Annotated in this window: 16 protein-coding genes; all 16 read left to right on the forward strand. The window is 68.4% G+C overall.

Going from position 1 to position 12,969, the window contains the following annotated elements; all coding sequences use genetic code 11:
* Positions 1-154 precede the first annotated feature (154 nt).
* The 16 genes from IPH07_24325 to IPH07_24400 all read left to right on the forward strand — a co-directional run bounded on the left by IPH07_24325 (position 155) and on the right by IPH07_24400 (position 12,962).
* Positions 155-652, forward strand: a complete 498-nt coding sequence (locus tag IPH07_24325; protein ID MBK6920549.1) for a hypothetical protein — start codon at positions 155-157, stop codon at positions 650-652.
* Positions 653-677: 25 nt separating this feature from the next.
* The gene (locus IPH07_24330; GenBank protein MBK6920550.1) at positions 678-980 is read left to right on the forward strand and encodes a hypothetical protein; all 303 of its coding nucleotides are present in this window, start codon (positions 678-680) and stop codon (positions 978-980) included.
* Positions 977-1,519, forward strand: coding sequence for a hypothetical protein (locus tag IPH07_24335; GenBank protein ID MBK6920551.1), 543 nt, complete (start codon positions 977-979; stop codon positions 1,517-1,519). Before IPH07_24330 ends, IPH07_24335 begins: the two co-directional genes overlap by 4 nt.
* Entirely contained in the window at positions 1,516-2,586 is a 1,071-nt protein-coding gene (locus IPH07_24340; protein ID MBK6920552.1) for a hypothetical protein, read from the forward strand. Before IPH07_24335 ends, IPH07_24340 begins: the two co-directional genes overlap by 4 nt.
* Positions 2,583-2,939, forward strand: coding sequence for a hypothetical protein (locus IPH07_24345; protein ID MBK6920553.1), 357 nt, complete (start codon positions 2,583-2,585; stop codon positions 2,937-2,939). Before IPH07_24340 ends, IPH07_24345 begins: the two co-directional genes overlap by 4 nt.
* A gap of 4 nt (positions 2,940-2,943) precedes the next feature.
* Positions 2,944-4,719 (forward strand): hypothetical protein, encoded by a 1,776-nt coding sequence (locus tag IPH07_24350; GenBank protein MBK6920554.1) that lies wholly within the window; start codon positions 2,944-2,946, stop codon positions 4,717-4,719.
* A 1-nt stretch (position 4,720) separates the two neighbouring features.
* Positions 4,721-6,661 carry a hypothetical protein gene (locus tag IPH07_24355; protein MBK6920555.1) on the forward strand — a complete coding sequence of 647 codons (1,941 nt, stop codon included), beginning with the start codon at positions 4,721-4,723 and terminating at the stop codon, positions 6,659-6,661.
* A gap of 9 nt (positions 6,662-6,670) precedes the next feature.
* Positions 6,671-7,192, forward strand: a complete 522-nt coding sequence (locus IPH07_24360) for a hypothetical protein (GenBank protein ID MBK6920556.1) — start codon at positions 6,671-6,673, stop codon at positions 7,190-7,192.
* A gap of 10 nt (positions 7,193-7,202) precedes the next feature.
* A complete protein-coding gene (locus IPH07_24365) occupies positions 7,203-8,093 on the forward strand; it encodes a hypothetical protein (GenBank protein ID MBK6920557.1) in 891 nt (296 codons plus the stop codon).
* A gap of 4 nt (positions 8,094-8,097) precedes the next feature.
* A complete protein-coding gene (locus tag IPH07_24370) occupies positions 8,098-8,718 on the forward strand; it encodes a hypothetical protein (protein MBK6920558.1) in 621 nt (206 codons plus the stop codon).
* Complete coding sequence (locus IPH07_24375) at positions 8,718-9,149, forward strand: hypothetical protein (protein MBK6920559.1); 432 nt, start codon at positions 8,718-8,720, stop codon at positions 9,147-9,149. The genes IPH07_24370 and IPH07_24375 overlap by 1 nt, the downstream gene beginning before the upstream one ends.
* A gap of 6 nt (positions 9,150-9,155) precedes the next feature.
* Positions 9,156-10,106, forward strand: coding sequence for a hypothetical protein (locus IPH07_24380; GenBank protein ID MBK6920560.1), 951 nt, complete (start codon positions 9,156-9,158; stop codon positions 10,104-10,106).
* Between the two features lie 68 nt (positions 10,107-10,174).
* Positions 10,175-10,558, forward strand: a complete 384-nt coding sequence (locus IPH07_24385; protein ID MBK6920561.1) for a hypothetical protein — start codon at positions 10,175-10,177, stop codon at positions 10,556-10,558.
* A 2-nt stretch (positions 10,559-10,560) separates the two neighbouring features.
* Complete coding sequence (locus tag IPH07_24390) at positions 10,561-11,871, forward strand: hypothetical protein (GenBank protein ID MBK6920562.1); 1,311 nt, start codon at positions 10,561-10,563, stop codon at positions 11,869-11,871.
* Between the two features lie 3 nt (positions 11,872-11,874).
* On the forward strand, positions 11,875-12,480 hold the full coding sequence (locus tag IPH07_24395) for a hypothetical protein (GenBank protein MBK6920563.1): 606 nt from the start codon (positions 11,875-11,877) through the stop codon (positions 12,478-12,480).
* Between the two features lie 101 nt (positions 12,481-12,581).
* Positions 12,582-12,962, forward strand: coding sequence for a hypothetical protein (locus IPH07_24400; protein MBK6920564.1), 381 nt, complete (start codon positions 12,582-12,584; stop codon positions 12,960-12,962).
* The last annotated feature ends 7 nt before the right edge of the window (positions 12,963-12,969 follow it).

Consider the following 12,969-nt stretch of genomic DNA (forward strand, 5'->3'; position numbering starts at 1 on the left):
TTACCTGCGAACTTCGCGCAAAACGCTGTTCGCTGCCAGCTACTGGCATCTAAACGCCGTTCTAGCCACTTTGTGCGCTTACGCTTTTTCTGTACGCTGCTGTTGGCACGCAGTTTTCCACCTGATTTGGCACGCCGCTTGGCTGCCACGATTCGTGCCAGCCGAAAACCCGAACGACAGGAATCGTGCCATGGGCAGATTGGCAGCGCGCCGCGATCCCCGGCGGCTAGTGCAGCGGGGCCGCACGGGCTTTGGAACGGGGGTCTCGATCTCGTTCAACCGCGACCTGCAGGTGGGCGTGAGCGCGCGCGACGCGGTGGACTTCGCGGCCACGGCGCTGCGCGACTGGTTCGAGGAGGCCCACCGCACGGGGCAGCGCTTCGACGCGGGCCTGCTGCCTCGCGACGCCGGGGGGTCGTCGTGGGTGGGCTTCGACACCGGACTGCTGGCAGGCTACTGGCGCCTGCGCACGGCGGGCGACGACAAGACCGCTGCCGCGCGCGTCGCGCTCATGCCACCGGATCGGCAGCGCGCGCTGCGGCTCGCGGCATTGCAGCGGCAGGGGATCACGCTGTCGGGGCTTTCGGGCCGCGCCCTCGACGTGTATCACCGGGCGCTGTCACAATACATGACGGCAGTGGTGCACGGGTAGGCAAGATCCGTGCTACGCTTCCCCCGTGGAAGTTCGCGGTGGAATCCCAAGCGATCCCGGGGCCATCGGCCGCTGGGTCGCGACGCTTCGAGCCGAGCGCCTGTGCGACACCAGCCGTGCGATCGTCGACGGCATTGCGACATTGGCTCGTGACCTCGCCGCCACCGACGACGTCGACACCCGCATCAAGCTGACCCGTGCCATCGGCGAGCTCGTGAGCCGCTGCGTGGCGGCGGACAAGCACGCCGAAGCGCTGGAGATCGCCGCCCTGCGCAAGCGCAGCGACGCGCAGCGCGAACTCGCAGCCGAGCTCGGGGGGCTGCATTGAGACTGCGCGACCGCATGCGCCGGCAGCCGCGCTCGGCCGGCGGCGAGGTGGCGGCGCCGCCCTCGACCTACACCGCCACCCTGGCGCCGGCGGGCCTCGACACGCGCCGGCGGGCCTTCATCGAAGGCCACGGCGGCTCGTCGGCAGCGGGGGCCTACCTGCGGATCGAGGCCTCGAGCGGCACCAGCCGATACGCATACTGCACGATCGACGGCATCGGCTTCGACCCCGGGCCGCTCGTGGCCGAGCTCGCGGGCTTCGAGGGCGTCGAGGTGGCGCTGACGGGCCCCGCCGTCAGCGCGGCCGCACGCGCGACGGCCTACGCGGCCGCACTCGCCCCGTACTACACCACGGCCGCCGACGGTGCCGACCTCGAGATCACCGGCGCCCTCGCGAGCGTGACGGTGGGAGGGGCCTTCACCTCGCGCGGCAGCGCTGGACTGTACGGGAATCACACGTCGCAGCCGGCGACGAACGGCAACCCCTTCGCCGCCGCGCTCGCGGTGCATGGCACCTTCACGCCGGCCCGGCGATCGTGACTGCGATCGGCGTGCTGCTCGGGACGCCGGGCGGCGACGACGTGCGCGTGGGCTTGTACACCGGGGGCTCGAGCACCAGCTTCGTCGGCACCACGCTGGTCGCCGAGGGCATCGTGAGCGCCACCGATGACGGCTCTGGCAATGTCTACGCCTGGCTGCCGCTGACCGCCGATCAGGTGCTTGAGATCGCCGACGGCACCTCGATCTGGCTCGTCGCGAAGTGCAGCACCGGGGGCACGAGCGGCACGCACCCGGGCCTCGCACTGGTGGGCGACTCCGAGGATTGGACCGCGCGCAACCTCGTGATCTTCTCGGGCATGTCCACCGATCCGTCGGTCGCCTTCCCGTCGACGCTCGACGGTGAAGCGAGCGACATCGACACCGGATTTTTGGTGACCATGATGGCCGCGCTGGAGTTCCGCACGGCTCCCTACGTGGGCGACGCGTCGATCGGCGGCGCCACCACGAGCGGCGTGCTGCACGGTGTGCACACCGACGCTGTGCTGGGCGCGTCGCAGTCGGAGCTGCTGATCCCCGATGCAGGCGGCGCCAACGTCTTCGCCGGCTTCACGCCGCCGCCGATTCCGGGCAAGCGACTGACGCGGCTCGAGGTGGCGATCGGTGACACCCATTCGGCGCAGTTCCGCGTCGCGTGCTACGAGGGCGGCACGCTCGGCGACGCCGACGGGGCCACGCTGATCGCGGATGCCGGGCTCACCTCGGGCTCGGCCGCGAACGCGTGGACGGGGATCAACGTCGCCGGCGAGCCCGCGCTGCCCGACACCGATCCCATTCATGTGGTGTTCCGAGGCAACGGCGGCGTGACGATTCGCTACGCCGCGAGCGGTGCCCCCGAGGGCGTCAATCTCCCGGACGACCCCGCCGATTACGCCATGGGAGCGCTCGACGAGTTCGAGATCAACACCTCCAACCCTTCGCACTCGACGGATCCAGCCGATCCGTTCGAATCGCCGATCGTCGGGGATGCCTCCGACTTCAACCCCGGAAACTGGCCCGGCGTGCGCTTCTATTGGCGCGTACCCGGCGACACCGTGAGCGGACCATGAAGACCTTCCCACAGCAGATCGCATCGCAGCTCGGCTTCACGCGCATCGGCCCGGCGGTGCAGCTGCCGATCGCCGAGACGGCCGCCACCGGCAATACTACGCTCGTTTCGATCGCAGCGGGTGAGCGCTTCGTGATCGAGTCGATCGAGCTCGTGCCCGGGGGTGCCGGCGGCTTCACCCTGCGCTCGGGCGCGACGGGAATCACCGGCGCGATCGCGGGCGTCGCGGGCTCGCAATACGTCTTCTGCGAGAAGTTCGGGCAAGCCGATGGTGACGATATCGTGCTGAACCGCACCGATTCGATCGCGATCGCGGGGTCGCTGGTCTACCGGGTGCTGTCGAACCCGGCGTGACCGCATGCCGCGGATCGATCAGATCTACGCGCACGAAGAGCGCGCGCTGTACCGGCGCACGTTCGGCGCAGCCTCGCACGCGCTGGTCACCACGACGATCATTCCGCACGAGCGAAACGACGTGCCCGGGCGCACGTGTCCATGCTGTGGGAGCGAGACGGCGCGAGAGCTCGGGCGCGTCGACGATCTTGCTGTGCTGATCAACCGGCAGACGGGCGCGCGGAATAATAGGTGGGATCAGCACACCGGCGACGGCACGCTCGAACTGTTCGACTCGAAGGCCACCCTGGCGCAGCCGTGGGGCACAGCCGATGCCCTCGTTTGGCAGGCACCAATCATCTACAGGTGCACCGAATCCCAGGTCGACGCGCTGACCGATGATCACAGCGAGGTGATCCTATTCACTGGCGGGTGGCGCTCGGGTAAGACGTTCCTAAGCGATATGTGGTGGACACGAGGGTGGGTGAAGTTCGGGGGACGAGGGGAAATCTTTTGGCTCGTGTCGCCCGCGCTGATGCGCACGTGGAAAAACATGCGCAAGATCTTCTTCGGAAAGGAGAGCGACCCGCCGCTGCTGCCCACCTACGTCACGCCCGGAGGTGCCCGCGTGCCGATCCTCGCCAGCAGCTTCCCCGAGAAGCACACGAGCTCGCACATGCATTTCAACTGGTTGGACGGCTCGCGCGGCGAACTCTACCACGCAGGCCACGGCCACGGTGGTCACCTCGAGGGCGACGACGTGCGCCGCGTGCAGTTCGACGAGGCCGCGCGCGTGCGCGAGAAGGATGCCTTCGAGGTGCTGCGAGGGCGTGTCGCGCAGTCGCTCGGCGCCCTGGGCCTCGCGACGGTACCGGACGACGAAGGGCCATGGATCTACGACGAGATCGTGCAGCCGATCGAGCAGAAGACGCCGACCGCAGCGAATATGCGAATGGTGGTCTTCGACAGCTACGACAACGTGTTCGTGGCGCGTGAGGCTATCGAACGACTCGAGGCCGGCACCAACGATCCGAAGACGCGCGCCGAGAAGATCCGCGGGCAGTGGCAGCGCGGCAACGCGTTCGCCTATGGCGACACGTGGTCGCAGTCGCTGATCGTCGACACCAACAGCCACGACCCCGAGGCCTGGGGCTTCCGCGCCGACGTGACGAAGATCGCCACGAAGGTGCTGCTAGGCACCGAGGGATGCTCGTACATCGCCGGGGCCGATTCGAACTGGTCCCCGCAAACGTGCATCGTCGGCAAGATCTTCGGCGACCCCGAGCACCCACGCACCTGGGCGCTGTGCTGGCTCGACGAGATCGTGCTCGACGGCGACAGCGAGATGGCCGCGCGCGCCCTCGCCGAGAAGGACGGCGGCCGGTACCGAGGACGCACGCTTGTGGTGTGTGATGCGAATATGTTTCGCAACTCGCAGTATCACGGCGGCCACTCGACGCAGAGCAATGACGCGGCCGAATACAAGCGTCTGGGGTTTCGTACCAAGGCGCCGATCACGGTTGACGGCACGAAGCACTCGAACCCCAACGTGCTCGAGGCGAGGAAGCTCGTGCGCATCATGCAGCGCGAAGGCGTGATGCTCTTTTCTGCGGTCGGCTGCCCGCAGCTCGTGCAGGCGATGCCGAAGGTGCCAAGCCGCGTGAAGGCCCACGCGGAAGCCGGCAGCCGCATGGACCGGCAGGTGTACAACTTCGACGATTCGCTGCGCTATCCCGCGTGGCGACTGTTCCAAAAGCGCTGGCTGCCGCAGGGTGTAGGCCAGGGCGTGAGGGTGGCGTGAAATGGTGACGATCGATCAGCTTTCCGAAGAGAAGCGCGAAGCGCTGTTCAACACCGCACTTCGCCCCCATGCGCACGGGGCCGGAGCACGTCGCCGCGAGTTCCTGCAGCGCTACAAGATCGCGACCGACGACTACGACGATCTGATCTCGGCTCGCATCGGAGCCACGCACCACAACGGCGAAGTGGTGGCCGAGCAATCGAGGTGGGCGGTTGGCTTCTTCAACATCCAGAAGCGTGTCGGCCGGAAGCTTGCGGTGGCCTACAAGCGCCGCCCGATTCGCCGACTGGAAGGCGAGGGAGTCACCGACGAGGACAACGCGAAGCTGACGAGGCTTTACGAGCGCCTCCACTTCAACGCCCGCGCGCTGCGGTGGCAGCGACTGGCGGTGCAGATGAATCGGATCATCGTCGTCGCGGTGGTGCGCGAGGACGAAAACGGCGAGCGCGTGATTGACTTCGACGTGCTGACCGGCGCGGAAACCGAAGTGCACTCCGCCGGAAACCGTCCGCTGGCGTCGGTGCCCGACGTGGCGGTGCAGCTGCTCGCACACCGCTTCGGCGCGAACGAGCCCGCGCTTCGGGTGATCGACTCCAACGGGCTGCGCTTCTACAACGAGCAGAAGCTCGAGATCCCTGCGCTGCGCGTCGAGCAGCAGATCGGCACGTTCCCGGGCGCCGACATGCTGAGCGAGCACGCCGAGCTCGGATCCGACTGGTGGGACTGGAAGTCGTGGTCACCGAACACCAAGGCCACGATCGAAGCCGGCATGATCTACGCTTCGGCAGGGTGGACGCGTAAGACCCAGTGCCGCAAGCTGCTCGCGTGCACCACCAGCGGCGAGCGCGACGACGTGGTCGACGGCTCCGACCTCGTCGACCACGAGCGGCCGCTGATGTTGAATGGGCCGAACATCGCGCTGGCATCGCATGACCTCGACACCCCGGTCGAAGGATTCCGCAAGCACGTGGCATGGCTCGTCGACGAATGCGCCGAGCAGATGACCGGCACCGCGTCGACGTTCGCTGACCCCGATCCCTCGCTGCCGAACGCGGGCGTGGGAGGGGTGCAGCAGCACGCGGCGATCGAGGAGGTGCGCGAAAGCCAGTGCCCACCGCTCGAGCGTTTCGAGCGTCGAATGGCCTACGTGATCATGCTGCTGGCGCAGATGCTCAACGACCCCGACGCGGTCGACCCCGAGCTCGTGCGCAAGTCGTTCAAGGTGCAGTTCCAGCGGCTGCCGTTTCTCGACACGCCCGAGGCGCGCGTGAAGGTGTATGGCGAGCGCACGAAGTTCGGAATCTCGAATCAAGTGCAGGCGCTCGTCGAAGAAGAGGGCATCAGCGAGGCTGAGGCCGAAGAGCGGCTGATGCACCTGGCCGAGCAGCGCGTGAAGCTCGACGCGTTCAGGGCGAGCCGGCAGCAGCCCGGCGACCCGTTCGCCGATCCTGCGCTCGCAGGCACCACCGCGATGCCGCTCGCCGCCGCACCGGGCGAAACGCTCGAGCAGACCCAGGGCCGCGCCGGCGGCAGCTTCGACGACGCGGGCAACCCCACGATGCCGCCCTCGGCTGCCGGCGACCTCGCGGCCCCCGGTGCGTCGGCAGCGGTGCCGGCCCCCGGCGCGCCGAAGGCCGCGGCCGCGCTTGCTGCGCAGGGCGGCACGGTGGCAGATGCGGCGCTGAACGGCACGCAGCAAAAGGCGATCACGGATGCCGCGCTGCTGGTGACCGAAGGCAAGCTGCCCGCCGAGTTCCTGGTGCGGTTCATTCCGCTCGCGATGCCGACGATCAGCGACGAGGAGGCCCGGCGCCTGGTGGAGCCGCTGATCGGCTTCGAGGCCCGGCCAGACCCCGTTGTTGCTGTCAAGCCCCCGGCGTCGCAAGCAAATCCCGGGCCGACGCAGGCCGACCCGGTTGCATCCAACGATTCCAAGGGCTAAGCTATCGGGGTGGTAGATGATCAAGACGGTGGGCTGAGCGCTGGTGAAGCGGCGTCCGGCGGGGCCGGTGCAAGTGACAGCGCCAGCGGCGGCGACGCCGGTGGCACAATCGACTGGAAGGCTCGGGCCGAGAAGGCCGAGCAGCTGCTGGCGAAGGCGACGGGCAAGGCCGGATCGACGCAAGCCGATCTGACCGCACAGCTTGGGCACGCACGCAGCGAGCACGATCGCGAGAAGTCGCGAGCAGAGCAGCTCGAGCGCGAGCTGAAGCAGCGCGATGTGCTCGACGCCGTGCGAGAGAAGGCGCCGCCTTCGATGCGCAAGGCGGTGACGCTCGCCGCGAAGGGACTGCTGCCGTCGATCGACATCAGCGACCCCGAAGCAGCGGCGCAGGCCGTGATCGAGAAGATCAACAGCGACGCACCCGAGCTCTTCAAGGCCTCGGCTGCCGTCTCTACTTCACCCCACGTCGCCACCGGCAACGCCCCATCGGGCGGTGTGCTCGTGATCGGCGGCAAGACCATCTTCTGAGAGGTGCCCCGTGGCTGTCCCGTCCAATACCACCGTCCGAAGCAACGTCGCCGAGATCGTGCCTTCGGAATGGATCCAAGATTCGATCATTCGCGTCAAGCGGCCCAAGCCGCTGTTCGCCCTGCTGTGCAATACCGACGTCGTGCCGCCGGGCAAGGGCAGCACGGTCAACATCCCGAGCGTGGCAGCGCTGGATCCTCCGGCCGGCTCGAAGACCGAAGGCGACGTCTTCACGGTCGTGCAAATGGACACCGGCGAGGACACGATGACCGGCGGCTTCGTCGGCCATCAGGTGCGCCTGTCCTACGAGGCGATCCACGACAGCGCGTTCGACATGCTCGACCTCGCGACGTCCGAGTCGATGGCGGGCCTGATGAACCGCGTCGACGCCGACGGCTTCGCGCTCTGTTCTTCGCTGGCGAACGTCGGCGTGGACGTGGGCACTTCGGCGCTGACCGACGCGGACGTGCAGGAGGCGGTGCGCCAGTTCAACGAGCAGAATCCCAACTTCGACGGCATGCCGGTGGGCGTGCTGAATGCGAAGCAGTTCCTCGATTGGTCGCTCGACCTTTCGGCGAACGGCGGCACGGCGCTGGGCGGCGATGCGCAGTCCAACGAAATGGCCAAGCTGATCGGCCCCGAAGCCGGCTTCAAGTGCGTTCGCCACGGCGTCGCGTGGTATCAGTCGAACAACATTCCGGTTGCGACCGGCGAGGCCACGGGTTTCATCGGAGTGGCGGGCAAGCTCTCGCCCTTCTGGCTGCGCTCGTGGCAGGAGCTTCGCGTGGTGCAGGAGGATGACCCCGACTACGCCAGTGTGAAGCTGACCTTCATGATCCGCTACGGCGTTGCGGTCGTCGACGACGATCAGGCCGTCAGCATCACTTCGGATGGAGCGTGATCCCATGGCTGGCAAGGTGCGACTCACGACTGACGATGTGCCGGTGATCTGGCTCGTCACCCCTGCGGGCAAGCCCTTCAAGCACCCGGTGGGGCTGTGCTTCAACTCCAAGGTGATCCGCTACGACGGTGGCACTCCGCAGCTGCGGCCCGGCGCCGTTGCCCGCGGCTACCGCTACCTGCGTGATGTGCTCGCCCCCGACGAGGTGGCGCTGTGGCAGGAGTACGCCGCCGCCGAGAAGGCGGCGAAGGGCAAGCTGCGCCTGCCGCCCGAGCTTCGCCCGCGAGCGCTTCGCGTCGCGCAGCCCGGCACGCGTCAGAAGGCGCGGATCTTCGTGCCCGCGGCGCTGATGGCCGCGACCACCAAGCGCGTGAGCGTCGAAGTGCCCAACACCCCCGACGCCCCCGAAGCCGAGGGGCCGGATCCCCGCGACGGGCAGATCGCCGAGCTGGTCGAGGCCTCGAAGGCGATGGCGGCCGAGCTCGCGCTGCTGCGCGAGGAGAAGCAGCTGCTCGAGCAGCTGGCGGCCGAGCAGAGTGCCAGCGCGGAGATCGAGAGCGCGACGGCCGAGGCGAAGGACAAGACCAAGGCGGCGAAGAAGACCGCGGCGGAGGATCGGATCTGATGCCCGCCGTTCGCAAGCCCAAGATCCTCGTGATCTCCACGCGCGTCACGACTGCCGGCTTCGCCAGCGGCGCGTCGGCAGCCGCGGCCGTGCACTCGCTTCCGGCCAACGCCTTTCCGATTCGCGCACTGATCGAGTGCGAGTCGCCCATGACGTTTTCGGCTGGCACCACCACAGGTGCCACCGCGACGCTGGGGCGCTCGGGCAGCGCCAGCTTGTACCTGAGCAGCGGGAACCTCGGGGCGATGACGGCTGGCCAGAAGTCGGTGCTGGGAGGGCAGGGCGCCGGCGCGGGCGTGCTCGACACGACCGCCCGCGACGTGCTGCTGACGATCACGCCGACCGGCGGCGCCGCTGATGCCGACGAGATCAGCGGCGGTGTGTTCTGGGTGCATCAGGAGTACGAGATCGCCCCCGACCGCGTCGGGTGACAGTCGATGGCTGCTGGCTTCCACGAGGTGCTCTTCGAGGGCGGCGCGCAGGACTTGATCCACGTGCCGCCCTCGCGCGTCGCGTCTGCCTCGGTGCAGGTCGAGGATCTGACCGAACCGGACGACGGCGCCGATCGCTTCATCGTCGCGAACGGGGCCGCGACTGTCGACAGCTACAGCACGACGAGCACCGCAGCCGCCGGCGCCGGGCAGCCCGATCCGCGGCTCGTGACGCATGCAGGCGCGACGGCTACCGCTGGCCGTGCCTACGAGATCACCGCCAGCGATGGCCGCCGCGAGCTCTTCGCGGCCGAGACGGTCACCGCCACGACGCTGCGCAGCGCGACGCCGCTGTCGGGGGCCTACGCGAGCGGGGCCACGGTGCGTGGTGTGCAGCTCTCGGTGGCGTTCCCTTCGCTCGCCGCTGCCGACGCTGACATCTTCGAGGCGGATCACCCGCTGCGGGTGCGCTGGCAGTACACCGCACCCGACGGCGCCACGTGGCGCGTCGACGAGCTCGTGAGGCTGGTGCGAGGCAGCGCGACCGCACGCCACCTCGCGGCTGTCGAGCTCGACCTGCGAGCATCGAAGTGCGAGCTCGTGCGGCTGCTCGGGCCCCAGGCCTCGGCGCTGCGCAACCTCGTGGCGTCTGTCTCGCGTCGGCTCACCGCCGACCTGCGAGGCAAGGGGATCGACCCCAATCGCTATTTCGCCGGTGACGAGGGCTACGAGCTGCTGAAGCAGGCTTGCGTACTCGAGATGGCTGAAGACGGCCTCGCGCCTGCGAACATGGACGCCGCCGGCTTCGCCGCGCTGCAGTCGCAGAAGTTCGGCCGCATGTGGCAGCAGGCGACGCGAGGCAGCGACAGCGCGGTCGCAGCGACCACGACGCGCGTCGACGACACGGCGGCCGCTGGCTCGTCGAAGGTCGTGCGTTCGCCCTGGAGGCGCGGATAGTGGCGGTGTTTCCCAGCACGACGCTTGCGCAGCTCGAGGCCGCGATTCGCCCGATCATCGCAGCCATCGTGCCGTCGCACGCCGCCGACCGCGGCGAGGCGTGGATCCCCACCGACGACAACGCGGATCCCGGCTCGGGTCTGTGCCCGCGCCTGTTCTTCTTCGAGTGGAGCGATCCCACGAGCGTGCCCGGCGGCGCCACGGGCAACGCCGACAGCGAGGTGGCGATCGAGCTGCGGATCGTGACCGACTACCGGGCTTTCGACGCCCGCTCGCTCGCACAGATTGTGGTCGAAGACTACTGGGACCTGCACGATCGGCTCTTCGAGGCGTGCCAGCAGGATGAGATCGACGGGCTGACGAAGATCGAAGAGCTGAGGATCGACCCGCTCGACGCACAGGGCGTCGCGCACACGTTTCGCGTGCAGTACATGCGCGCGCGCCGGAGCTGACAATGCCGAGCAACGCCATTCAAAAGACCGTCGCTTTCGACCGCGAGAGCGCCTTCGCCGACCCCGACGGCGACGGCACGGCGAAGGATTGGGACTCGCTTACCGCGAACGGTGCGGTGATCAACTGCCGCAACCTCGACTACTCCAAGATCAAGCGACCGAAGATCCCCAACCCCAACATCGTGCAGCGCGCGGGCGCGACGCGTGCGGGCATCCTCGGGCTGCGCGGCCATGAGTTCAGCTTCGACACGGATTGGAGCGAGGGCAGCACCAACGCGGCCGAGGGCGCGCAGGCGGCCCGCATCGCGCAAGATGAGCTGCTATTCAACGCGCTCGGCGGCGAGCATCGCGGCTATGCTGCCGGCCTCGCGGGCGGCACTGCTTCGGCGCCGACCGTCGAAGATGCCGACGGTGACAATCTCGAGCCTTACGGCTGGTCGTTCTTCGTCGACAGCGGGTCCGGCTTCGGCGAGTTCGCCTGCTACAGCGTCGTGGCGGAGGGTGTCGGATCCGACACTCTCACGATGGCTTCCGGGCATACGCTGTCGTTCGTGCCCGATGCCGGCGGTGCAGACACGGCATATGCCGTCGTCGCGCATTACCCCGATTGGGATGCGCTCGAGGACCACACACACGCGAATCACACGTCGCTTTGTTTCTTCTTCAAGGGCCGCCACGCCGAGCACAGCGTGGAATCGCTGGGAGATGCGCTCTCGGTGGAGATGGGACCGATCGAGCAGGGCACGCCGGGCGAACTCAAGTGGTCGGGCATGGGCTGCGACTTCAGCGACAATGGCATTTCGCAGCCGTCGCTCGACGACACGCCCGCCGGCGGTCCCGGCAGCGTGATCGGCAGCGGCATCGCGACGATCTGCCACTTCGCGACGGCGGGTGCCGCACTCGCCACGCAAACCTTCTGGGGCGCGGTGCAGGTCACCGTCGGGATCAAGAAGGACCCGGTCACGGGCCCCAACGGTCGCGAGGGCAAGCACGGCTATGGACTGACCGAAGACAGCTACAACGCCACCAAGGTCGAAGTGACGGTGCCGTTCGACGACGCGCTGATCGCCGAGTACCACGCCGACACCCGCAAGCACCTGCGGATCCAGATCGGCCGCACGGTCGGCGATGCTCGCTTCGTGTATTTCCCGCACCTCGAGTATGCAGACACGCCGGAGAAGGTGAGCGTGGGCGGTCGCGACGCGCTGAAGCTCACCTTCAACGCGCTCGAGCGCGAGGTGGCGCAGGGGTCCATGACGGCGGCGCAGTACCACCTCGCTCGCGCCAAGATGATCATCGGAAGGGTAGGCTAATCGATGCGCCAGAAGTTCGCCCCCACTCACGACCTGTGCGCCCGCATGCGCTACGTGCCGAGCAGCGACAGCGCATGGCGCCACGAGCTCGTCGACAGCGAGACCGCCGAGCTTCGCAAGGCGGCCATCGTTGCGCTCGGCGAGCACCCGTCGGCGCTCGAGCTCGAGGCCGCACGCGACGCGCCCTACCACGCCGAGACGGGCCACCCGTTTTGGCGATACTTCTCCGGCTCGACGCGCTTCGATCTCGACGATCCGGCGCTGCAGCCGTACCTCGATCGCGACGCCAAGCCCGAAACGTGGCGCTTCCGCCGGCTCACGCTCGACGAGCGCGACCGGGCTGCCTACTACGATCGCCAGGGCAAGCGCGAGACTGGCCTCGCCTTCGCCTACGCGCACGCGGTGCTCGAGCTGCTGAACCCGAGCAGCGCCGAGGGCGAGCGGCTGGCCGACTACCTCGCGAAGCTGCCTCGCACCGGCCGCAGCGCGTCGCAGATCGACGAGCTGCTGCGCCTGACCGAAGATTACGCTGGCTCGATCGCCGCCGACGTCGGCGCGGCCGCGTTCCAAGGTTCGCAGGATCTCACGCGCGCCGAAACTTTTCGCTGAGGCTCGCCGCGTGGACGTGGCTCCCCTCGGGGGAGGTCGGCGAGTCCTGGAACCCACACGACTGCGAGCGCAACTGCGGCGCGCGAGGCGAGCACACTGGAGTGCGGCAGCTGCGGGGCTGCACGCGTTTCGATCTGCCGCCGGTGCAGTGGGAGGTCGACGAGGAGCTGATCGCGTTCCACCACGGTGCACCGCGGGACCTCGAGCGCCCGGGGCTCGGCACGTGCGAGAAGCCCACCGAGCGCCCCGAACACGGCTGCCCCGGCGGCTACCAGCGCGCGCGCGTACTGCAGGGGCTGCACCGCTACTACCGGCGCCGCACCGACGATGGCGCGCGGGTGCAGAATCCCTTCTTCGACGCGTGCGACGACTGGCTGATCCACGCCGCGATCTTGTACCTCGAGCACGAAGAGGAGCGCTGCGCGGGGGATCGCGAGCGCGTGTGGCACGACCAGCGCAAGAGGGAGGTGAACCGTGGCTAGGCCTGCA

Source organism: Deltaproteobacteria bacterium (assembly GCA_016709225.1).
In the GTDB taxonomy this organism is placed as follows: Bacteria; Myxococcota_A; Polyangia; order Nannocystales; family Nannocystaceae; genus Xiheibacterium; species Xiheibacterium phototrophicum.